This is a genomic window from Prescottella sp. R16, assembly GCF_030656875.1.
GTDB lineage: Bacteria > Actinomycetota > Actinomycetes > Mycobacteriales > Mycobacteriaceae > Prescottella.
In genome coordinates this window covers 4,381,512-4,402,614 of the sequence record NZ_CP130943.1, presented here as the reverse complement: position 1 = coordinate 4,402,614, position 21,103 = coordinate 4,381,512, and the positions used below count along the sequence as shown (strand labels likewise).

General features: G+C 68.6%; 22 protein-coding genes and 1 pseudogene. 11 read left to right on the top strand and 12 right to left on the bottom strand.

The annotated features are described in order from the left end of the window. Positions 1–183: 183 nt before the first annotated feature. Positions 184–1,344 carry an Rv3169 family protein gene (locus Q5696_RS20610; protein WP_305095392.1) on the bottom strand — a complete coding sequence of 387 codons (1,161 nt, stop codon included), beginning with the start codon at positions 1,342–1,344 and terminating at the stop codon, positions 184–186. Further along, positions 1,344–2,513, bottom strand: a complete 1,170-nt coding sequence (locus Q5696_RS20605) for a phosphotransferase family protein (protein WP_305093100.1) — start codon at positions 2,511–2,513, stop codon at positions 1,344–1,346. Before Q5696_RS20605 ends, Q5696_RS20610 begins: the two co-directional genes overlap by 1 nt. A 146-nt stretch (positions 2,514–2,659) precedes the next feature. On the opposite strand from Q5696_RS20605, the gene Q5696_RS20600 reads away from it, so the two are divergent. Continuing rightward, positions 2,660–3,253: a TetR/AcrR family transcriptional regulator gene (locus Q5696_RS20600; protein ID WP_305093099.1), complete on the top strand. Its 594-nt coding sequence runs from the start codon at positions 2,660–2,662 to the stop codon at positions 3,251–3,253. On the opposite strand, the gene Q5696_RS20595 is transcribed toward Q5696_RS20600, so the two are convergent. After that, on the bottom strand, positions 3,231–3,497 hold the full coding sequence (locus tag Q5696_RS20595; protein ID WP_305093098.1) for a hypothetical protein: 267 nt from the start codon (positions 3,495–3,497) through the stop codon (positions 3,231–3,233). The genes Q5696_RS20600 and Q5696_RS20595 overlap by 23 nt on opposite strands. A gap of 116 nt (positions 3,498–3,613) precedes the next feature. Here Q5696_RS20595 and Q5696_RS20590 point away from each other — a divergent pair, with 116 nt between their 5' ends. The 3 genes from Q5696_RS20590 to Q5696_RS20580 all read left to right on the top strand — a co-directional run bounded on the left by Q5696_RS20590 (position 3,614) and on the right by Q5696_RS20580 (position 5,894). Continuing rightward, complete coding sequence (locus Q5696_RS20590; RefSeq protein ID WP_305093097.1) at positions 3,614–3,892, top strand: hypothetical protein; 279 nt, start codon at positions 3,614–3,616, stop codon at positions 3,890–3,892. A 4-nt stretch (positions 3,893–3,896) separates the two neighbouring features. Continuing rightward, the gene (locus Q5696_RS20585; protein WP_305093096.1) at positions 3,897–4,268 is read left to right on the top strand and encodes a limonene-1,2-epoxide hydrolase family protein; all 372 of its coding nucleotides are present in this window, start codon (positions 3,897–3,899) and stop codon (positions 4,266–4,268) included. Positions 4,269–4,355: 87 nt separating this feature from the next. Beyond that, the gene (locus tag Q5696_RS20580; RefSeq protein ID WP_305093095.1) at positions 4,356–5,894 is read left to right on the top strand and encodes an acyl-CoA synthetase; all 1,539 of its coding nucleotides are present in this window, start codon (positions 4,356–4,358) and stop codon (positions 5,892–5,894) included. 12 nt (positions 5,895–5,906) lie between these two features. On the opposite strand, the pseudogene Q5696_RS20575 reads toward Q5696_RS20580, so the two are convergent. Together Q5696_RS20575 and Q5696_RS20570 are read right to left on the bottom strand one after the other, a co-directional pair. After that, positions 5,907–6,029: pseudogene (locus Q5696_RS20575) on the bottom strand (M23 family metallopeptidase); the annotation flags it as partial. 159 nt (positions 6,030–6,188) lie between these two features. Further along, on the bottom strand, positions 6,189–6,623 hold the full coding sequence (locus tag Q5696_RS20570; RefSeq protein ID WP_305093094.1) for an Lrp/AsnC family transcriptional regulator: 435 nt from the start codon (positions 6,621–6,623) through the stop codon (positions 6,189–6,191). A gap of 79 nt (positions 6,624–6,702) precedes the next feature. Here Q5696_RS20570 and Q5696_RS20565 point away from each other — a divergent pair, with 79 nt between their 5' ends. From Q5696_RS20565 to scpC, 3 genes are all read left to right on the top strand, one after another. After that, the gene (locus Q5696_RS20565; RefSeq protein WP_305093093.1) at positions 6,703–7,437 is read left to right on the top strand and encodes an AzlC family ABC transporter permease; all 735 of its coding nucleotides are present in this window, start codon (positions 6,703–6,705) and stop codon (positions 7,435–7,437) included. Continuing rightward, positions 7,430–7,756 carry a branched-chain amino acid transport AzlD family protein gene (locus Q5696_RS20560; RefSeq protein ID WP_305093092.1) on the top strand — a complete coding sequence of 109 codons (327 nt, stop codon included), beginning with the start codon at positions 7,430–7,432 and terminating at the stop codon, positions 7,754–7,756. Before Q5696_RS20565 ends, Q5696_RS20560 begins: the two co-directional genes overlap by 8 nt. A gap of 158 nt (positions 7,757–7,914) precedes the next feature. Then, on the top strand, positions 7,915–9,447 hold the full coding sequence (scpC, locus tag Q5696_RS20555; RefSeq protein ID WP_305093091.1) for a succinyl-CoA:acetate CoA-transferase ScpC: 1,533 nt from the start codon (positions 7,915–7,917) through the stop codon (positions 9,445–9,447). A 24-nt stretch (positions 9,448–9,471) separates the two neighbouring features. Here scpC and Q5696_RS20550 read toward each other — a convergent pair whose 3' ends face one another. Further along, complete coding sequence (locus Q5696_RS20550) at positions 9,472–10,038, bottom strand: TetR/AcrR family transcriptional regulator (protein WP_305093090.1); 567 nt, start codon at positions 10,036–10,038, stop codon at positions 9,472–9,474. A 74-nt stretch (positions 10,039–10,112) separates the two neighbouring features. Between Q5696_RS20550 and Q5696_RS20545 the strand changes: the two genes are divergently transcribed. Beyond that, entirely contained in the window at positions 10,113–10,679 is a 567-nt protein-coding gene (locus tag Q5696_RS20545) for a dihydrofolate reductase family protein (RefSeq protein ID WP_305093089.1), read from the top strand. A 13-nt stretch (positions 10,680–10,692) separates the two neighbouring features. On the opposite strand, the gene Q5696_RS20540 is transcribed toward Q5696_RS20545, so the two are convergent. The 6 genes from Q5696_RS20540 to Q5696_RS20515 are packed head-to-tail and all read right to left on the bottom strand — an operon-like array spanning position 10,693 to position 17,384. Continuing rightward, positions 10,693–12,306 (bottom strand): MFS transporter, encoded by a 1,614-nt coding sequence (locus Q5696_RS20540; protein ID WP_305093088.1) that lies wholly within the window; start codon positions 12,304–12,306, stop codon positions 10,693–10,695. 52 nt (positions 12,307–12,358) lie between these two features. Continuing rightward, entirely contained in the window at positions 12,359–13,063 is a 705-nt protein-coding gene (locus Q5696_RS20535) for an ABC transporter ATP-binding protein (protein WP_305093087.1), read from the bottom strand. Beyond that, positions 13,060–13,989: an ABC transporter ATP-binding protein gene (locus tag Q5696_RS20530; protein WP_305093086.1), complete on the bottom strand. Its 930-nt coding sequence runs from the start codon at positions 13,987–13,989 to the stop codon at positions 13,060–13,062. Before Q5696_RS20530 ends, Q5696_RS20535 begins: the two co-directional genes overlap by 4 nt. Further along, the gene (locus tag Q5696_RS20525; protein WP_305093085.1) at positions 13,986–14,822 is read right to left on the bottom strand and encodes an ABC transporter permease; all 837 of its coding nucleotides are present in this window, start codon (positions 14,820–14,822) and stop codon (positions 13,986–13,988) included. The genes Q5696_RS20530 and Q5696_RS20525 overlap by 4 nt, the downstream gene beginning before the upstream one ends. Further along, on the bottom strand, positions 14,815–15,768 hold the full coding sequence (locus tag Q5696_RS20520; protein ID WP_305095391.1) for an ABC transporter permease: 954 nt from the start codon (positions 15,766–15,768) through the stop codon (positions 14,815–14,817). The genes Q5696_RS20525 and Q5696_RS20520 overlap by 8 nt, the downstream gene beginning before the upstream one ends. 14 nt (positions 15,769–15,782) lie before the next feature. Then, positions 15,783–17,384 (bottom strand): ABC transporter substrate-binding protein, encoded by a 1,602-nt coding sequence (locus Q5696_RS20515; RefSeq protein WP_305093084.1) that lies wholly within the window; start codon positions 17,382–17,384, stop codon positions 15,783–15,785. Between the two features lie 360 nt (positions 17,385–17,744). Between Q5696_RS20515 and Q5696_RS20510 the strand changes: the two genes are divergently transcribed. From Q5696_RS20510 to ureC, 3 genes are all read left to right on the top strand, one after another. After that, a complete protein-coding gene (locus tag Q5696_RS20510; RefSeq protein WP_305093083.1) occupies positions 17,745–18,050 on the top strand; it encodes an urease subunit gamma in 306 nt (101 codons plus the stop codon). Further along, the gene (locus Q5696_RS20505; RefSeq protein ID WP_305093082.1) at positions 18,043–18,831 is read left to right on the top strand and encodes a sirohydrochlorin chelatase; all 789 of its coding nucleotides are present in this window, start codon (positions 18,043–18,045) and stop codon (positions 18,829–18,831) included. The genes Q5696_RS20510 and Q5696_RS20505 overlap by 8 nt, the downstream gene beginning before the upstream one ends. A 104-nt stretch (positions 18,832–18,935) precedes the next feature. Continuing rightward, entirely contained in the window at positions 18,936–21,101 is a 2,166-nt protein-coding gene (gene ureC, locus Q5696_RS20500; RefSeq protein ID WP_305093081.1) for an urease subunit alpha, read from the top strand. Positions 21,102–21,103: the final 2 nt, after the last annotated feature.

Genomic DNA, 21,103 nt, shown 5'->3' with positions numbered 1-21,103 from the left:
CGAGTGTTCAGGCGGGTTCACGGTGATGTTCACCATCCGGGCCTCTCGCTGTGGTGTGACGCCGGGCCCGGTCGGGGAGGGAGGGTGCCCGGGCGGTCCTGGTCGGGGGAGGGGTACAGGACCGCCCGGGCGGGCGGCGAACGAGGACCGAGGGGTTGATTCTCGTTCGCAAGTCGTGGTGGTTCAGGGGGCGACGTCGCCGGCGCCGTCGAACCCGTAGCGGTCGCACGGGCCGATCACGGCGACCTCGAACAGGCCGGAACCGGTGTGGGTGACGCCGTTCTCGGTGAGCGTGAACCGGGTCAGGTTGTCGACGGGGCAGAACATCTTCTTCCACGGCTCGATGTCGGGAACCTTCTCGCGCAGGCCCTGCACGACGAGTTCGCCCTGCCACATGCCGTGCCGCCAGTCCTGTTCGAGGCCGTAGCCGGTGCCGACGCCGAGGTAGTGGGGGAGAACCGGCTCGCACGTGACGGTGAGGACGTCGTCGGGTCGCCCGTACCCGCCGGGGCGATGGAACTCGAGGGTGCCGGCGGCCACCTCCCGCGTGCCCGAGACGAACGACAGGTCGTGTTCGGTGCGGCCGAGCCATTCGGGTTCACGACTGCGGTCGGTCCACACGCGGGTGGCGTCCTCGACGATCCGCCGGCCACGGCGGTCCTCCTGCACGATCGTGACGATCGAGAAGTCGTCGAACTGCATGACCGCGTAGATCCAGAAGAAGTTCTGGTCGCCGGCGAGCGCCGGGTCGGCGCGGCGGCCGGCCGGTTCGGCTTCGCCGACCGGGCGCACACCCCAGGACCGGTCCCGGTTGCCGCGCCACGTGTCGGGGGTGACGGGGATCGTCTCCCCGTCGACGGTCAGGGTGCCCTCCCACCGTCCGGTCTGCACGAACCGCTGGGTGTCGAACGTGACCCGCTCGAGCTGGCGGTGGAAATGCCTGGCCTCCAAGGCGGCCGGGGTGTCCGAGGTGAAGACGAGATCGAACGACAGGTCGGGTGCCTCCGCGGTGGGCTCGAGGACCACCCGCAGCCGGTGCAGGCCTTCGATCACCTCGATGCGCAGCGGGCCGACGGAGACGTCCATGCGGTCGTGGCCGAGGGCTTTGGACGCCCGTGCCACGATGTGGTCGTCGCCGCGGCGAAGCACCGCGAACCCGTCGGTGACACCGAGATTCGGGTACTGGCCCAGGCCGACGATGAGGAACAGCGGTTCGCCGTCGTAGTCGAGGCCGGGATGGCAGTTGAAGTAGTAGCGGTCGTAGAAGTTGCGGTCCGACGTGCCGACGTGCCGGATCGGTTCGGCGATCTGGTGCACCGGGAAGTCGTCCATGGGGGAGAGCATCACGCCACCTCCGTTCCGTCGACGCGGCCCCAGTAGGTGCCGGCGAGCATCTCTTCGAGCGCCTTGCGGTGCATGATCATGTCGTCCGGGTCGGCCGGCGCCTCGGCCTGACCGAATGCCACTGCGCGGCATTGGATCCGGAACATGATGATCGCGTGCCTCAGGGCTGCGTACAGGGTGTAGAAGTCCAGATCCTCGGGGGTGTGCCCGGTACGGTCGGTGTAGGTGCGGGCGACGTCGTCGCGGCGCAGCAGATCGGGCAGTCCCGGTAGTCCGGCGACGGCCGCGAGGTCCTCGAAGAAGCGGTGGATGAAGATCATCCAGCCGAGGTCGAGTTCGCGGGGCCCGATCGTCGCCATCTCCCAGTCCAGGACCGCGACGGGCTCGAAGTCGCGGTAGATGACGTTCCCGATCCGCGAGTCGCCCCAGCAGAGCACGGCCGGGCCGGACGGGGACGGGCAGTGCGTATCGAGCCAGTCGAGAGCGCGTTCGATGAGCGGCGAGCGCGGTCCGCCCGCCGTCGCCCACTCGTAGTAGCGGCGCTGCCCGTCGACGTGGGCGCGCAGCGCGGCCGCGGCGGAATCCTCGTCCGCGTCCGGGAATAGTTGCGCCGGTTCGGGTATCGCGTGCAGATCGGCGAGGACACCGACCGAGGCGTCCTGCAGTCGGCGTCGTTCGGTGTCGGTGCACTCCGACAGCCACGAGCCGAAGTTGTAGGGCATCACGTCCGGCGGGATCAGCCCGTCACGGCGTTCCATGACGAAGAATTCGCCCCCGAGCGGCTCCGGTGACGTCTCCGACCAGTACACGCGTGGCACCGGAACGGTCGACCGTTCGCCGACGGCCTGCATGATCCGGTACTGCCGGTCCAGGTCGTACGACGGGAAGATCGGCACCCCCGACGGGGCAGGTGCGATGCGGGCCACGAGGTGGTGGTGCCGGCGTTCGCCGGTCTCGAGCCACACGGCGTCGAACAGGATCGTCTCGTTGGACATGCCGTTCGCGTCGGGCACCTGCACGTCTACGACCTGCGGTTCCGCATCGGTGGGCAGTGTGGTCCGCAGCCAGGTCTGCAAGCGGTGCGCGAGTTCGGCGGGGTCGGTGCGGGATGCGCCGGGACGGGCCACTTCGGAGAAGTCCGGGTTTCCGGTGGTGTGCTCGGCGCTCATGACGACCCTTCGGTGGGCGGGAGGCCGCTGAGGAGCGGCGGCCTCCCGGTCTGCGGGACTCGGATGGCCTACCCGATACATTCCGTATCGACTGAGCCGTGACACAATGTAACGACTGTCACGTTTCCGTGTAAGAGGTTTGAAGAATGTCGTTGAAAATTCCTGCGCAGCACCGGTTGGGGCCGCAGCGCAATCCTGCGATCGACGACGCGGTGCTGCAGGCAACCCGGGAACTGCTGATCGAGAACGGGTACGCGGGAACGTCGATCGACGCCATCGCCACCCGGGCCGGTGTGGGCCGTCCCGCGATCTACCGGCGGTGGCCGTCGAAGGCGCACGTCGTGCACGACGCCGTCTACCCGACGGTGGTGACCGAGTGGGAGTCGGATCTGCCGATCGTCGACGAGATCGAACGCCTCACCCGCGGTGCGGTCGCGCTGTTCGGGGCTCCGGCCACCAGGGAGGCCGTCCCGGGGTTGATGAGTGAGGGCCGCACCGACGAGACGACCCGGACGACGCTGGTCACCGGTCAGATCGATGTGATCCGTGAGGTTCTCGCGCAGCGGATCGCCGACGCGACCACCGCCGGCGAGATTCGTGCCGGTGTCGACTCCGAGGTTCTGCTCGACGTCATCGCCGGCGCGGCGATCTTCGCGCAGTCGGTACGGGACGTGCAGGACCAGGAGCGGCTCGCGTCGTCGCTCGTCGACATCCTGCTCAACGGGGTGCTGCCGCGGTGAGTGGCCGGCTCAGCAGGATCGTCAGCGCGGTGTCCAGTTCGGCCAGTGCGAGCCGGCTACCGGCGCAGCGATCGATCAGCTCGTGTGCGAGCGGTTCGAGAACCGGCTCGATGTACTCACTGGTCCGGCTTCGCCGGAAGGGCGGGGGCACGATGGGGCGGTTCACTCGATGCTCCCGGACGGCCATGCACTGCAACGTCTTTCCCGGCACCGCCCCGGTGGGCATCGAGTAGATGGTCGACACGGGGAAGGTGTCCTCGTCCTCGAAGGCGACGTCGCCCCCCTCGATGTCGACGGTGTCGAGCGTTGACGGAGCGGTCGTCGGCGGGATCCTCCCGAAAAGATGCGAGACGAATATTCGTGTCGCACTGGACGAATATCGGTTACTGTGGCGAGGGTGGGAGGAAACGTGGACTGGACGCGGCGCTCGCCGAGTTGTCCGCGCAGGTGGACTGCGGCGCAGTACTCGGCGTGGTCACCGCCACGGAGATGACGTTCCTTGCCGCCGACCCCGGCATGCTGGACCTGCTCGGCGGAATCGGCGGGAGGTCCTACAGCGCAGGCGATCTCGCGAGCAGGCGCCCTACATCGAGAGCCTCACCCGAACCGATCGGGAACTGGATGCGAGAACTGGAGTGAATGCATGAGTGCTGCCGAAGATCTGGTCACCGAGTTCTGTGCCCTCTGGTCCGATCCGGACCCCGCGGTGATCGCGGACTGTTTCACCGAAGATGCTGTCTACCACAATATTCCGATGGATCCAGTGAAGGGCCGCGCCGCGATTCGGGAGTTCCTCGAGGGCTTCCTGGCGATGTTCGAGGGCATCGACTTCCAGATCCACAAGCAGGTCGAGTCGGGCGGCCTCGTGATGAACGAACGCACGGACGTGCTCCGCGGGCTCGGCAAGGCGACGCCGCTACCGGTCATGGGCGTGTTCGAGGTGGTCGACGGGAAGATCGCCGCGTGGCGGGACTACTTCGACATGGCGGCGATCACGGCCGCTTTCGGCGGCTGATTCCGAGGCGGACGCGCGAAACTACACAACCGCTGAGCGGAAAGAAAGCCCTTACGCAATAGTTGGACGTCCTATAACCTGCGTCACATGAGTGAGGATCCGCGCACCGACACCGTCGACGGAGTGCTCCGTCGGTCCGCCGCGAGACGGCCCGAACACACTGCTCTGACTTTCGACGACCGCAGCTGGACGTATCGCGAACTGGACGACGCCGTCACCCGCGCCGCCGGGCGCCTGCTCGCGCTCGGACTGGTCCCCGGCGACCGGGTGGCCGGGTACGGCGTCAACTCCGACGCCTACGTCATCGGCTTCCTGGCCTGCTCCCGCGCCGGCCTGGTCCACGTGCCGGTGAACTACGCGCTCACCGGCGACGAATTGCATTACCTGCTTGCACAATCGGGGTCCCGGGCCGTACTGGTCGACCCGGCGCTTCGGTCAACCCTCGAATCCGTCTGCGCCGATCTCGGGCTCGAGCACGTGGTCGCGCTTCGGGGCGAGGGCGACTCGCTGCTCGAGTGGGCGCGGGCCGACGACGACCCGGAAGCGCCGGCCCGGGTGTCCGGTGGCGACCTGGCGCAGCTGCTCTACACCTCCGGCACGACATCGAAGCCCAAGGGCGCCATGATGACCCACAGCGCACTGGTGCACGAGTACGTGTCGTCGGTGATCGCCCTCGGGCTGAACGCCGACGACAATCCGTTGATCTGCATGCCGCTGTATCACTCCGCAGGAATGCACGTGTTCATGCTGCCGTACCTGTCGGTGGGGGCGACCGTGCACCTGATGCAGACGCCGGACATCCCCGAGATCCTGCGCCGCATCGAGGCCGATCGGATCGGCTCGCTGTTCCTCGCCCCGACCGTGTGGGTTCCGCTCGCGGGGCATCCGGACCTCGAGAGGCGTGATCTCTCGTCGCTGCGGAAGGCGCAGTACGGCGCGTCGATCATGCCGGTCACGGTCCTGAACCGGCTACGTGAGCGGTACCCGGACCTCGGCTTCTACAACTGCTTCGGGCAGTCCGAGATCGGCCCGCTCGCAACGGTGCTCGGCCCCGACGAGCACGAGGCGCGGCCGTCGTCGTGCGGTCGTGCGGTCTACTTCGTCGAGACCCGGGTGGTGGACGCGAACGGAGACGACGTCCCCGACGGCGAGTCGGGCGAGATTCTCTATCGTTCTCCGCAACTGTGCCAAGGGTACTGGGACAATCCGGAGGCCACGGCCGAGGCGTTCCGGGACGGTTGGTTCCATTCCGGAGATCTGGTGACTCGCGACGCCGAGGGGTACATCACCGTGGTCGACCGGATCAAGGACGTGATCAACACCGGCGGAATCCTGGTGGCGTCCCGAGAGGTGGAGGACGCTCTCTACACGCACCCCGGCGTGGCCGAGGTAGCGGTGATCGGCGTGCCCGACGAGAAGTGGATCGAGGCCGTGACGGCCGTCGTAGTGCTGCGCGACGACGCCGACCCGGATGTGGTCACGGCACAGGTGCTCGTGGACCACGTCCGAGATCGCATCGCACCGTTCAAGGTGCCCAAGCGAATTCGCTTCGTCTCGGCGTTGCCTCGCAACCAGAGCGGCAAGCTGCTCAAGCGTGAGCTGCGCGCCGAGCTCGACCCGGTGTGACCCGGAGCCGGGTCACCAGTCGACGGCGACTCCGCTGTCGTGCAGCCAGATCAGCGGATCGACCTGGTAGCCGGCCGGATTCCACACCTCGAAGTGCAGGTGCGGACCGGTCGACTGGCCTCGGTTGCCCACTGTGACTCATCTCGTCGCCGGTGTTCGGAACAGCTCGCCGAGTTCGAGACAGGACCGACCTGCCCAGCAGTGGTCTGTCTGGTCCTTTGGGGCAGCGATCTCAGGGAAACGTTGCCGGGGTGCGCTGGGAAACGGCACGGAGACGGGTGGCCGGTAGGGAAGTCACCCCTTCAGTTTCTTCATCGTCAGGTGCGATTCGAGTTTCGAGATCGCGGGCTGTTCCATGAGTTTGGTGCGCAGGAACACTTCGAAGGCGTTGAGGTCGGCGACGGCGACGCGGATGAAGTAGTCGGGCCGGCCGATCATTCGCCGGAACTCGACGACCTCGTCGAACGCGCCGACGGCGGCCTCGAATGCTTCGACGGTGCGGCGGTCCTGCGAGACGATTTCGGCGTTGACGAGTACCTCCCATCCTCGTCCGACGGCATCGGCGTCGACGACGGCCCGATAGCCGGTGATGACGCCGTCGGCTTCGAGGCGGCGGACCCGCCGCAGGCACGGGGCGGGGGTGAGTCCGACCCGGTCGGCGAGATCGGCATTGGAGATACGCCCGTTCACGCTGAGCTCGCGCAAAATTGCGCGGTCGAGATCATCCACGCAGAAATATTGCGCCTACTGCGTCTCTGACGCAATACATGGCAACCATATTTCCTGCACGACGCACTAAAATTGCGGTGTGACCAGTACGTTTACCGATCGGGCTTCCGCAGGTCCTCCCGCCGCCACGGCGCGGGAGGACCTGCGCAGTGCTGCCCGGGACACCGTCTCGGTGGGGTTCGGTCTGTTCCCGCTCGGTGTGGCGTTCGGCCTGCTGATGGTGCAGTCGGGTTTCTCCTGGTGGTGGACGCCGATCTTCTCCGTGACGATCTATGCGGGCTCGCTCGAATTCCTCGTCATCGGCCTCGTGCTCGCCGTGACCCCGCTCGCGTCGATCGCAATGACGACCCTGCTCGTCAACTTCCGGCACGTCTTCTATGCGCTGTCGTTCCCCCTGCACCGGATCCGGGGTCGGGCGGCGCGGCTCTACAGCATGTACGCGCTCACCGACGAGACGTACGCGGTCACCGCGTCCAAGGATTCGGAGTCGCTGACCGGCCGCCGCATCCTGCTGATCCAGGTGTTCTGCCAGTCGTACTGGGTGCTCGGCGGTGTGGCCGGTGCGCTCGTCGGCAACGCGCTGCCGATGCGGATCGAGGGCCTGGACTTCGCGCTCACCGCCCTGTTCGTGGTGCTCACGATCGACGCGTTCCGGGAACGCCGGGACGTGCCCGGCCCGGTCCTGGCCCTGCTCAGTGCCCTCGTCGCGCTCGTCGTCGCCCGTGAACAGATGCTGGTGGTCGCGATGGGACTGTTCGTCACCGCCCTGCTGGCCCGCTACGCGTGGCAGCGCAGGAGGTCCGTCCGTGCCTGACCTGTCGTACGTCCTGGCGACCCTCGCCGTGATCCTGGCGGTGACGTTCGCGCTGCGGGCGGTGCCGTTCGCGGTGATCGCGCCGCTGCGCTCGTCGGCCGTCGTCCACTACCTGGGCGCGCACATGCCGGTCGGGATCATGCTGATCCTCGCCGTCTACACCGTCCGGAACGTGACCCTGGCGCCCGCGTCGATACTGCCCGTCGCCGGCGCGCTGGCCGTCACCGTGGGGCTGCACCTGTGGCGGTCCCACGCCCTGCTGAGCATCGTCGGTGGAACCGCGACGTTCGTCGTCCTCCACAACTGGGTGTTCGCCTGACCCGGTGCAGTTCGTCGCGGTGGGGTGCGCGTTCGGCGCACATTCCGGGCACATCACCGATCCGCATCACCCTGAAGTGACCGAAATCGCACGTCAGGACGTTTTCATGTGTCCGTCACCGGGAAGTTGCCGTCCGGTTCGGGGTTAGCCTTGTCACTGTGACGCAGTATGTGGATGGCACCAGGATTCGTAATGCGGAGTTCCGGAAGAAGATCACTTCCGCTCGGGACGCCGTGGAGTTCATCCACCCCCACGACACCGTCGCGATCAGTGGTTTCGCCAGCGCCGGCACCCCGAAGGACGTGATCCCGGCACTCGCCGAGCGGATCCGGAAGGTTCGTGGCGAGGGCGCCAACTTCACCGTGAACCTGCTGACGGGTGCATCGGTGTCCGCCGGCACCGAACGCATACTCGCCGAGGTCGACGGCATCTCCCTGCGGATGCCCTACCAGTCCGAGCCGACCGCCCGCGGCAACATCAACAGCGGCCGCATGGACTACGTCGACATCCACCTGTCCCACGTGGCGCAACAGGTGTGGGAGGGCTACTACGGCAACGTCGACGTCGCGGTCGTCGAGATCTCCGGCATCACCGAATCAGGTGAGCTGATCCCGTCCGCGTCCATCGGCAACAACAAGACGTGGCTCGACGTCGCCGAGCGGGTGATCCTCGAGGTCAACTCGTGGGTTCCGGAGGAGATGGCGGGCATCCACGACGTCTACTACGGCACCGCGCTGCCGCCGCACCGCAAGCCCATCCAGATCACCTCGGTCGAGGACCGGATCGGGCAGTCCACCCTGAAGGTGGACCCGCGCAAGGTCGTCGCGGTCGTCGAGACGCACGCCCGCGACAGTGCCAGTGAACTGGCCCAGCCGGACGAGGTGAGCCAGGCCATCGCCGCGCACGTGCTCGACTTCTTCGAGTACGAGATCTCGAAGGGCCGGCTGCCCGCGGACGGTCTGCTGCCACTGCAGTCCGGCATCGGCAACGTCGCCAACGCGGTCCTGCAGGGCCTCGACGCCGGCCCGCACAAGGGACTCACCTGTTTCTCCGAGGTGATCCAGGACGGGATGCTGCACCTCATCAAGCACGGCACCGTGCGGTACGCGTCGGCGACGTCACTGGCGTTGTCGGAGGCCGGTATCGACGAACTGGTGTCGAACATCGACTTCTACCGCAAGCACATCGTGTTGCGGCCGCAGGAGATCAGCAACCATCCGGAGGTCGTCCGCAGGCTCGGCATCATCGCGATGAACGGGATGCTCGAGGCCGACATCTACGGCAACGTGAACTCGACGCACGTGATGGGCACCAAGATCATGAACGGTATCGGTGGCTCGGGTGACTTCGCCCGCAACGGCTACCTGTCGATGTTCCTGAGCCCGTCGACGGCCAAGGGCGGCGCGATCTCGTCGATCGTGCCGATGGTCCCGCACGTCGACCACACCGAGCACGACGTTCAGGTGCTCGTCACCGAACAGGGCCTCGCCGATCTGCGTGGCCTGTCCCCGCGCAAACGGTCCCGCGTCGTCATCGACAAGTGTGCGCACCCCGACTACCGGGCCGCCCTGCTCGACTACGTCGACCGCGCGGAGCACGCTCCGGTGGCCGGACACACCCCGCACCTGCTCGGCGAGGCACTCTCGTTCCACGAGCGGTTCCTCGAGACCGGGACGATGCTGCGGGACTGACCGTCCTGCGGTCGGGGTCGACGGTCAGGGCAGGAGTCCTGCGACGAGGGCGTCGACGATCTCGTCCGTCGAAGTGTCGGGCATCAGCGGTGTGGTGAGGCGGTCGAGGAGCAGCCCGTCGACGGCGTAGTGGAACAGTGCGATCTCACGCGCACCGCCGGGTAGCCCGGCCGCGGTGTTGAACGCGACATCGGCCTCGAAACCCGTTCGGCCCCAATCGGACATCATCGCCGCGATGTCCGGGTTGCGGGCGCTCTCGAGCCGCAGTTCGAACAGCGCGAGCGTCACGTCACGGTTCACGGTGAGACGCCGGACGATGTCGCGCATGTAGTCGGCGAACAATTCGCGACCCGGTTCCCGGGTGGAGAGCGCGGCCAGCACCGTTTCGTCCGGGGTCAATCGCTCTCCGATCCGTGCCACCAGTCCGGCGACGAGGGCGTCCCGGCTGCGGAAGTAGTTCGACGTCGTGCCCACCGGGACGCCGGCCTCCCGGTCGACCGCGCGGTGGGTGAGTCCGCGGGCGCCCTGATCGGCCAGGACGGTCAAGCCCGCGTCGGCGAGCAGCTGCCGACGCTCGTCGTTGCGTGCCATGTCGAACACCCTAGCCGAATCACTACAACTGTTGTACATTGCCATTCACAACAGTTGTAGTGATTGGAGTCGGAATGCGTGAACTCGTGTACTACGTCGCCGCCGGTCTCGACGGCTGCATCGCCGGGCCCGACGGGCAATTCGACGCCTTCTCCACCGAGGGCGACCACATGGCCGATCTCGCGCGCTTCGCCGACGCACTGCCCACCGACGGCGCCGAGCATCTCGGCATCGCCCAGCCGTGCACCGGGTTCGACACGGTGCTCATGGGGTGGAACACGTACGCGGTGGGCCTGCCCGGCACGGTGAGCCCGTACCGGCATCTGCGACAGATCGTGTTCTCCCGCAACCACACTGCCGACGCCGAGAACCTCGAGGTGACCGCTGCCGATCCGGTCGAGTCGGTGCGGGAACTGAAACGGCAGCCGGGTGCGGACATCTGGCTGTGCGGTGGCGGAACCCTGGCGAGCCTCCTCTCCGGCGAGATCGACCGGATCGTCGTCAAACGTCACCCGGTGCTGTTCGGTGCCGGGATTCCGATGTTCGCCCCGGGCACCTACCTGCCGACCGTGTTCGACGTCGCCGACACCCGCACCTTCGGCTCGGGGGTGTCCGTCACCGAGTACGTGCGACGGCGCTGACCGGCAGGCACGGTCACGTCGGCGCGGGTGCGTCGTCCCGCGCTCCGACGGGCCGTCGGGGTATCCGCCCGGTGAAGAACAGGGCGCCGGCGGCCAGCAGTGCCGTCACCGCGAACGCGCTCTGCAGTGCCGTGAGGCGGGCGTCGGAGTTTGCCTCGACGACGGCGTCCGCGGCCGCCGGGTCCACACCTGCGTCGTCCAGCGCGGTGCGGAGCTGTGTGTCGCCGACGAACGGGATCCCTTCCGCGAGTTCGACGTCCGCCTGTTGCAGTACGGACGGCGGAACCCGCGGGTCGGCCCGGAGCCCCTGGGCGACGGACGTGCCGAGTGTCGCGATGAGCACCGATCCGATGAGGGCGGTGCCGAGGGACGCACCGAGGTTCGTTGCGGTGTTCTGCAGTCCGCCGACCTCGGCGCTGCGGTCGTCCGGGACGGCGGAGACGGTGACCGCTCCGAGCTGGGAGGCGAGAGCACCCAGGCCCAGGCCCATCAGCAGCATCGGAACCGCGACGACGGCGGCGTTCGCACCCGGATCCATGCCGGCCGCGAGAATCACGATGCCGACCGTCATCGACGCCAGCCCCAGGCGCACCACCCGCCGCGGATCGGCGTGCGACCGCAGCCGGGGGATACCGACCGCGGTGACCAGTAACGCCACCGACAGTGGAACCAACCGCACCCCGGTCTGCAACGCGTCCAGTTCCAGCACCACCGACAGGAACAGGGGGACGGTGAAGAACACGCCCGCCTGAATCATGAACTGTGCGAAGAACATCGTGAGACCACCGGAGAGCTGTCGGACGGCGAGCAGGCGGGTGTCGAGGAGGGGTTCGCGTCCGCTCCGCAGCAGATGCGCCTCCCGGCGCGCGAACGCGTAGACCACCAGCATGCCCCCGAGGAGCAGCCAGAACACCGGCGACAGGCCCAGGATCTCCGGCCCGCTGCCGTGGCCGCGCACCCATCCCCATTCGCCGGACCTCAGCACACCGAACACCACGAGGCCCAGCCCGGCCGCCGACAACACCGACCCGACGATGTCGAGGCGCGCCGGGGCCGGGGGAGCGTCGTCGATGCGCCGGAGTACCGGCAGGATCAGCAGCACCAGGACGACTTCCCCGGCGAAGACGTACCGCCACGACGCGAACGTCGTGACCGCGCCACCGATCAGCGGTCCTGCCGCCACTGCCGCCGCACCCGATGCGGCCACCAGACCATATGCACCCGAGCGTTTCTCGGCGGAGAAGTTGGCTGCGACCAGGGCCACGATCGCGGGCATGATGAGGGCCGCGCCGATGCCCTCGAGCAGTGACCATCCGACGAGCAGGACCGTCAGGTTCGGGGCCAGTGCGGTGGTCAGCGAACCGCATCCGTAGACGACCAGCCCGACCCCGAACGCCCGGCGGCGGCCGACGATGCTGCCGATCCGGCCACCCGTGATCATCAACGCCGCCATGACGAGCGTGTACAGGGTGATCGCCGTCTGGATGCCGGTGACGGTCGTGCCCAGATCGGACGCGACCGTCGCCATCGACACGTTCATCACGGAACTGTCGAGGGTCATGAGGAACTGCCCTGCCGCGAGCGTCGCGAGCACGAGCGTCGCACGCGAACCGGTGCCGGTCTGCATACTCGATTGAAGCAGGTGCGGCGGCCGGTCCGAGGCGGTTCCGGGTACGCGATCAGATCTGTCCGATATGCGTTTTCGGGAGTTCGGCCTCGGGAGCACGGGAGGCGGGTCGGGTACGGAGTTCGACGATACTGTCGGCCCACGCGTGCAGCAGTGTGTGGTCGTGGCTGACGGCAAGCACACCGAGGCCCGCACGGGTTTCTTCACGCAGCACCGCGACGAGGGCTGCGGTGGTCGCAGGGTCGAGCATCGCGGTCATCTCGTCGCAGATCAGATAGCGGGGCCGTTGCACCAGCGCCCGTGCGAGACAGGCTCGTTGCAGTTGCCCGTCGCTCACCTGATGGGGGCGTCGGGACAGGAGGTCGCCGGTGAGCCCCACGCGCGCCGCGGCGTCGCGGACGAGGGGCGAACGGTCGGCCCGGGGGACCCGGGACAGCAACAGCGGCTCGGTGATGATCCGCTCGAGTGTCAGACGCGGGGACGTCGACTGTCGTGGGGACTGGAACAGCATCGCGACGGCCCGCCGGGTTTCCGGTGACGCCTCCGCCCGGCCCGTCACGTCGACACCGTCGATGCACACCCGGCCCGACCACGGGCGGTGCAGCAGTGCGCACACCCGCGCCAACGTCGTCTTCCCGACGCCGGACGGCCCGGTGAGCCCGATCGTGCGTCCGCCCGGAATCTCCAGGTCCACGCCGTCGAGTACGGGGAGACCCGGCCGGTGCCCGGCGCGTACCTGCGCGGCGACCAGGCTCACGATCCGGCTCCGACACGGGTGCGGATCGTCCGGTCGCCCGCCCGGACCAGGTGCGTCGGACCGCCCGAGAACGCGGTACCCGGCCTGCGCAGGTGGTAGACGCAGTCGTCGGGCAGGTCGGTCGGTTCGGGCGGCGACCCGGGTATGGGATGCAGTCCGTTCCGGGGCAGGGCGGCCATCAGGTCCTTGGTGTAGTCGTGCCACGGATCGTCGAGAACCTCTGCAGCCGGACCGGATTCGAGGATCCGTCCGGCATACATCACCGACACCGTGTCCGCGTGCCCCTGGGCGGCGGCGAGGTCGTGGGTGATCAGCAGGACGGCGGCGCCGGCCGCGGCACAGCCGTCGAGGAGGGTCAGGATCCGTTCGCCGAGAGCGGGATCCAGGTGGGACGTCGGTTCGTCGGCGACGATCACGTCGGGATCCGCCGCTACGGCGAATGCGACCGCGGCCCGCTGCGCCATCCCGCCGGACAACTCGTGCGGGTACAGGTCCCGGCAGCCGGCGTCCAGGCCGACCCGGTCGAGGAGGTCCGCCGCGGTGTACCGGCTGCCGAGGTGCTTCACGGTCTCGTCCAGCTGGCTGCCGACGGTGCGGACCGGTGTCAGGTAGGTCGACGCGGACTGGGGGACCAGTGCGATCCGTCGCCCCCGTACAGTCCGCAGGAGGCGTTCGGAGGCGCCCACGATCTCGATCGGGTCGGTGCCCGGACCGGACAACCGGACGGAGCCGGACACCCGGGCATTCGAGGGCAGCAGCCCGCCGATCGCCGCCGCGACGATCGATTTGCCGCACCCCGATTCACCGACGAGGGCATGCACGGATCCGGCGGTGAGGGCCAGGCCCACGTCGGTGGCGGCATGCACGACACCGGTGTCGACCGGGATCCGAACCGTGAGGGAGTCGACGGTGAGTGCGGTGGTCATCGCGGGGTCCTCTCGAGGATCGGTGGGCTGATGCGGTCGCGCAGCGCCGCCCCGACACCGACGACCGCGAGCGTGGCGGCGATCAGCAGGAGCGACGGGAAGACGAGCACCCACCAGCCACCGAGCAACAGTGTCGAACGTGCTTCCTGCAGAATCGTTCCCAGGGACGGCTGGTGCGGGGGAAGACCGAGACCCAGGAACGACAGGGTGGTTTCGTGCCAGATGGCGTGCGGGAGCAGCATGGTGGCCGCGACGAGTGCCTGACCGGCCGCCGCGGGCAGCAGATGGTGCCGCACGATGTGCAGGTGCCCGGCCCCCGCGAGTCGGGCGGCGTCGATGTACTCGCGATCTCGTGTCCCGAGGACCTCGGACCGGGTGATGCGTGCGACCTGCGTCCAGTGGGTGAGCGCGATCGACGCGACGATCGCCACGATGTCGCCCCGGAAGAGGGCCACCACGACGATCCCCAGCAGCAGATGGGGAAGCGCGTTGACGCCGTCGACGACACGCATCACGACCCGGTCCGTCCGTCCGCCGAAAGTGGCAGCGGCGACACCGATTCCGGTGCCCAGGACGGTGGACGCGACGGCACACACCACGGCGACGAACAGGGACACCCGGAGCCCGGCGGCGACCCGGACGAACAGGTCGCGTCCGGCAGTGTCGGTGCCGAACCAGTGCTCGGCGCTCGGTGCCAGCCGGGCGTCGGCGAAATCGGTGAGGCGATCGTCGACGCCGGCCAGCCACGGCACCAGGACCGCGTACGCGCCGATCGCGACGAGCACGATCACCGACACGAGGAGTCGCCGGTCGAGGCGAGCGAACCTAGCCATCGGCGCGCACCCGCGGATCGAGCCGTGTCAGCGCGACATCGGAGAGCAGCGATCCGATCAGCACGATCGACGTGGTGCCGACGGTGAGGGCCGCGAGGAGCGGGAAGTCGAGTTCACGCGCGGATGTGACCACCGCCCCGGCGATCCCGGGCCAGGAGAACACTTCCTCGACGACCGCGGCGCCGACGACGACTTCCGGTAGCCGTAGACCGATCACGGTCACGAACGGCCCCAGCGCCACCGGGACGATGTGCCGCAGCAGGATCGTCCGTTCGGGGATGCCGCGGGCCCGGGCACCGCGCACGGCGTCCGACCCGATCGCGTCGCGCACCGACTGTCGTACCGACATCGTCAGCCACGGCACCTGGGAGACCGCGAGCACGATCACCGGCAGCACCAGGTGCTCGGCCACCTGGCCGAACGTGGGACCGGCGCCGGCGTCGGTGAGACCGGCGACGGGCAGCCAGCCCAGCGAGAGCGCGAACACCGCGACCGCGCCGAGGGACAGCACGAACGGCGGCGTCGCCTGCACGACGGAGGCGAGTGGCGTCACCACCCGGTCCGGCAGACCGCCCGGCCGGGCACCGGACCACACCCCGAGCACGAACGACGCCGCGATCGCCAGCCCGAGACCCAGACAGGCCAGCAGCAGTGTCCACGGCAGACGCTCGGCGATCACGGTCGCCACCGGTTGCCCGAAGCTGCGGGAGACACCGAGGTCGCCGGACAGCAGGCCCCGGACCCAGTGCCCGTACGTCGTCCACCACGGGTCGTGCAGGCCGAGTTCGTCGGCGAGCCGGGCGCGGTCGGCGTCGCTGGTGGTCAGGTAGCGGTCGCCGAGGTAGCCGGCGAGGGGATCGAACGGGGAGAGGGATGCGAGCGCGAACAGCCCTGCCGACACCGCCACGAGCAGTGGTCCGGCGAAGACGATGCGGCGCAGCACCATTCGGGACGTGGCCGTCACGGGCGGGTCCAGGCCCGCAGGTTCCACCACGGACCCCAGCCGACGCCGTGACTGTGCGGTTCGAGGATCGGGGTCGACCCGGTCCAGCCGTCGGTGCGCTGCACGTACGTGTGGTCGAGGAACACCAGCATCACGTAGCCGGGATCGGCGACGTACGCGGTCTGGACGGCGCGGTAGTCGGCGGCGCGGGCCATGGGGTCGACGCTGCGGCGGGCATCGTCGAGTGCCCGGTCGATGTCCAGGTTCACGTAGCCGGAAGCGTTGTCGTAGCCGCTGCCCACGCCCGGTTGCGCGTACGACGAGTGCAGCGTCGAGTACAACTGCGTGTCCGGGTCGTACGGCAGGTCGCCGCCGCCGAGCAGTCCCGCCTCGGTGGTGAGCCGGCCGGGGAACACGTTGCGGTCCACGGCCGCGACGTTCACCCGCACCCCGATCTTCGATACGTCCGATGCGAACGCCTGCGCCAGATCCCGGCGCAGTGTCTCCTGCGGGAAGTACATGACGGTGAACTCGGCACGGACGCCGTTCCTGCCGCGGACCCCGTCGGGCCCCGGCCGCCATCCGGCGTCGTCCAGCAGTTGCGCCGCGCGTGCAGGATCGAACGGGAAGACGGCGGACGCCTCGTAGGTGTCGCCGTAGACCTCGGGCACCGGGGTCGACGCCGCCCGGCCGTGCCCGCCGAGAATGCTCGTCACCATCACGTCGCGGTCCACGGCCAGGTTGAGCGCCGTCCGCATCGCAGGGTCGGCGGTGACCGGATTGTCGGGCGGCAGGGTCACGCCGCGCCAGTCCGCCGACCGGTTCGCGACCACCTCGTAGCCGGGGCGGCCGGCGAACGTGTTCGCCAGGAGCGGTGGGAGGTTCGCACCGTCGAGTTCCCCGGCCGCCGTGCGCTGTGCGCGGGCGTTGTCGTCGGGCACGTACACGACGGTGAGCTTCTTCACCTGTGGGGCGCCGTCCCAGTAGTTCTCGTTGGCTTCGAAGACCGCCTGGTCCGGACGCAGCGACACCAGCCGGTAGGGGCCCGTACCGACCGGTTCGCTGTTGAGGGTGGACTGCTCGGCCGGGCCGCCGGTGAGCCGTTCGGACGGGGCGATACCGAGGAGCAGTTTGGTGGGCCACGGGGCGTACGGGTACGCGAGCCGGAACTCCACCGTGTCCGGGCCGGTGGCCTCGACGGACTCGAGCATGGCGTACGACGTCGCCAGCGGTGACGCCGACGCCGGGTCGAGGATCGCCCGATAGGTGGCGACGACGTCCTCGGGGCCGAAGGAGGTGCCGTCGGTGAACCGGACGTCGTCGCGCAGTCGCACGGTCCACACCCGTGCATCGGCGTCGGGAACCGGCGGTTCGGCAGCGAGTGCGGGCTCGAGGGCGGGGATGCCCCGGTCCACGCCGCCGGTCAGCCGCACGAGGCCGTCGTACATCTTCGCCTCGCCGGCTTCCCCGTAACCGGCGACAGGGTTGTAGTGGCCGAGTTCGTAGCCGTCCGCGAGGACGAGGGAGGCGCTGTCGCCGCCGGTCGGGGCCGGGGCGGTGCAGGCAGCCAGGGCGAACGGTACGAGCGCGAGGAGGGAGACAGGGGAGACGAGTTTCATGGCCCTTCCGGAGGACGGGGTGAGGGAGGATCCAGCCGACGTCGGAGGTGGTCCGTGGGCGATCCGAATGGTGATTCGAGGGAAAGGTATCAGTACGCCGCAAGTCGGATCGTCGAAAACGGTTCGTACCGGCCACTTTACGATCATGGTCCGATGCCTCGGACCCCCTCTCAACAGCGCTTTTCCGGGAAGTCGGACCGTCTTGGAGTGTGGGGGAAGAAGTTGTAAGATGTTGGGCGCCGCCGGATTCCGGATCACGAAGCTGCTGCACGCGCTCGCATCGGAAGGTTCCCGATCGCTCCCCCGGCCCGCGGCACCCACCATCGAAGCATCCTTCGGGATGAGAACGGACCGTTGCACATGAATCTCAGTCCCCGCGAGATGGACAAGCTCTACATCCACGTCGTGGCCGATCTGGCGCGGCGCCGCCGGGACCGGGGGCTGAAACTCAACTACGGGGAAGCGGTCGCTCTCATCAGCGAAGCCGTCGTCGAGGGAGCGCGGGACGGCTGCACCGTGGCGGAGTGCATGCAACGGGGGCGAGCCGTCCTCACCAGCGCCGATGTCATGCCCGGCGTGCGTGAGATGACACAGCTCGTGCAGGTGGAAGCCACGTTCATCGACGGCACCAAGCTGGTCTCGTGCCACGATCCGATCGGTGGGTGACGGGATGTCTGCCGCCCGGATCGTCCTCACCTGCGGGCACGAGTGCCCCGACCCGGAATATCTGCGCCGACTCGATACCGACTGGACGGTCGTTGCGGGTGGGCGTGAACTGAGCGAGGCCGTCGAGGCAGCTCAGGCATCCTCACCGGCGCCGATCTGCGTCGTCCCGATGACCGTCGGGCGTGATCCCGGTCTTGTCGCGGATGCGGCGCGAGCGCTGAGTTGGTCACGCAGGAAAACGAATTCGGCTCCCGTGGTGCTGGCTCGGCAGATCGGGGAGACCGACCACCTGGTCGGCTGGCTGCGGGGCCGTGCGGTATCCGCATCGACGGACACCCCGTCGGCGGACGCACTGGTGATCGCCGCCCCGTCCGGCGACCCCTTCGAGGATGCCGAACTGTTCCGAATCGCCCGTCTGGTGCGACAATTCGGACCTATCGGGCTCGTCGAGGTGGCCCTGTCGGGTGGTGACCCCGATCTCGACGGTGCCGTCGATCGGTGTCGCCGCCTCGGTGCCCGCAAACCGATCGTTCTCTCGGCGTGGTTCGGTACGAGTCGGGTGGCCGGCCGGCACGACGTCGTCGACGGCGGTCCGCTGCTCTCCGACGCCGCACTGCGCGGACTGGTCGCGAGCCGGGTCTCGGACGCGCTGCACGGTCTGGTACACGGTCGCGACGGTGTCGACGACGGAATGGACGCCGAGCACGGCCACGGCTTCGCGCACAGCCACGGCCCCGGCGAAGAACACGGCCACGGCCACGGCCACGGTCACGGCCACTAGCTCGACCGGCCACCATCGGACGGTTCCGGACGGTTCCGGGACCAGCTTCTCCACGAGGACTGTTGCGGCGGATCGAACCCCCGCGGGAAAGGACGCGACTCCACATGACGGAGGGAGCGAAGTATCTGTACGCCGACGAACCCGTGCACCTGAACGTGGGTCGGAAGCGTGTCGTGGTCACGGTGTCGAACATCGGGGACCGGGCCGTGCAGGTGGGTTCGCACTATCACTTCTTCGAGGTCAATCGGGCCCTGCGGTTCGATCGTGCCGTCACCTACGGCATGCACCTGGACATCGCCTCGGGCACCGCGGTCCGTTTCGAACCCGGTGACACCCGCACCGTCACATTGTGCGAGTTCGGTGGTACACGCGAACTCGCGGGATTCGCCGGGCTCGTCCACGACGGCGGCGACGATGTGGTGTCGCTCGACGACGAGGACGTGCGTGCTCGGGCGTTCCGGCGGGCCGCCGAACTCGGATTCCTTTCCGCAGAGCACGAATCCGGCCCCCGCGCCGAGGTCCCCGAGCCGGCGGCGGCCACCCTGCCCCGCCGCACCTACGTGGACCTGTTCGGCCCGTCGGTCGGTGACCGTTTCCGGCTCGCCGACACCGATCTCGTCGTGGAGGTCGAACACGACTGCAACACCGGGGCGTTCGGCGACGAGGCGGTGTACGGCGGTGGGAAGGCGATCCGGGACGGGATGGCGCAGGATCCCACCGCGACGGCCGCATCCGGGGCTCTCGACCTGGTGATCACCAATGTCGTCGTGCTCGACGGGGTGCTCGGGGTGGTCAAGGGTGATCTCGGTGTGCGTGAGGGCCGGATCGTCGGGATCGGCAAGGCCGGTAACCCGCGTACCCAGGACGGCGTCGATCCCGGATTCGTGATCGGGCCGGGAACCGAGGTGATCTCGGGCGAGCACCTGATCGCGACCGCCGGCGCGGTCGACACCCACGTCCACTTCCTGGCACCGCAGCAGGTCGAGGAGGCGCTGAGCAACGGTGTCACCACGATGATCGGTGGCGGCACCGGCCCGGCCGACGGCAGCAAGGGCACCACCTGTACCCCGGGGCCGTGGCACATCGGCCGCATGTTGCAGGCGCTCGAGGAGCTGCCGGTGAACGTCGGCCTGCTGGGCAAGGCGACGTCGCTGCCCGCAGCGATCGCGGAACAGGTCGCGGCGGGACTGTGCGGCCTCAAGATCCACGAGGACTGGGGTGCGACGCCCGCCACCATCGATGCCGCGTTGCGGGTCGCGGACGACATGGACATCCAGGTCGCGATCCACGCCGACACCCTCAACGAGTCGGGTTTCTACGAGGACACCCTGGCCGCCATCGGTGGCCGCACCATCCACACCTTCCACACGGAAGGGGCCGGCGGCGGGCACGCCCCCGACATCCTCCGTATCGCGGGCGAACCGAACGTTCTTCCGGCATCGACCAATCCGACGCTTCCCTACACGGTGAACTCGGTGGACGAACTGCTCGACATGGTGATGGTGTGCCATCACCTCCGGCACGACATCCCGGAGGACGTCTCGTTCGCCGACTCCCGGGTACGGGCGGAGACCATCGCCGCCGAGACGGTACTGCACGACGACGGCGTCATCTCGATCTTCTCGTCCGACTCGCAGGCGATGGGGCGGGTGGGTGAGACGTGGACGCGGGCGATGCAGACGGCACACCACTGCAAGGACCAGCGAGGGCCGCTGCCCGAGGACACCGCGCCGGACGGTACGTCCCGCAACGACAACAACCGGGTCCTGCGGTACGTCGCGAAGACCACGATCAATCCGGCGCTCGCGGCGGGTGTCGCCGACCACGTCGGATCGCTCGAGCCGGGCAAGCTGGCCGACATCGTGCTGTGGCCCGTGCACTCGTTCGGGGCCAAACCCAATCTGATCCTCAAGGGCGGGATGATCTGCTGGTCCCTGATGGGCGACCCCAACGGTTCGATCTCGACACCACAGCCGGTGCGCTACCGACCCATGTACGGCGCGCTGGGAGCGGCGATGCGGTCCACGCGCATGACGTTCATGTCGCAGGCCGCGGTCGACGCCGGTGTCCCCGAACAGCTCGGGCTGCGCAGCCCTGTCGCCGCGGTGCGCAACTGTCGTTCCGTCGGCAAGAAGGACATGGTCCGCAACACCGCGACACCGCACATCACGGTGGACCCGGACACCTATCACGTCCGGGCGGACGGTGAAACGGTGACGATCGCACCGGCACAACGGCTTCCACTGACCCAACTGTTCTACGTGGTGTGAGG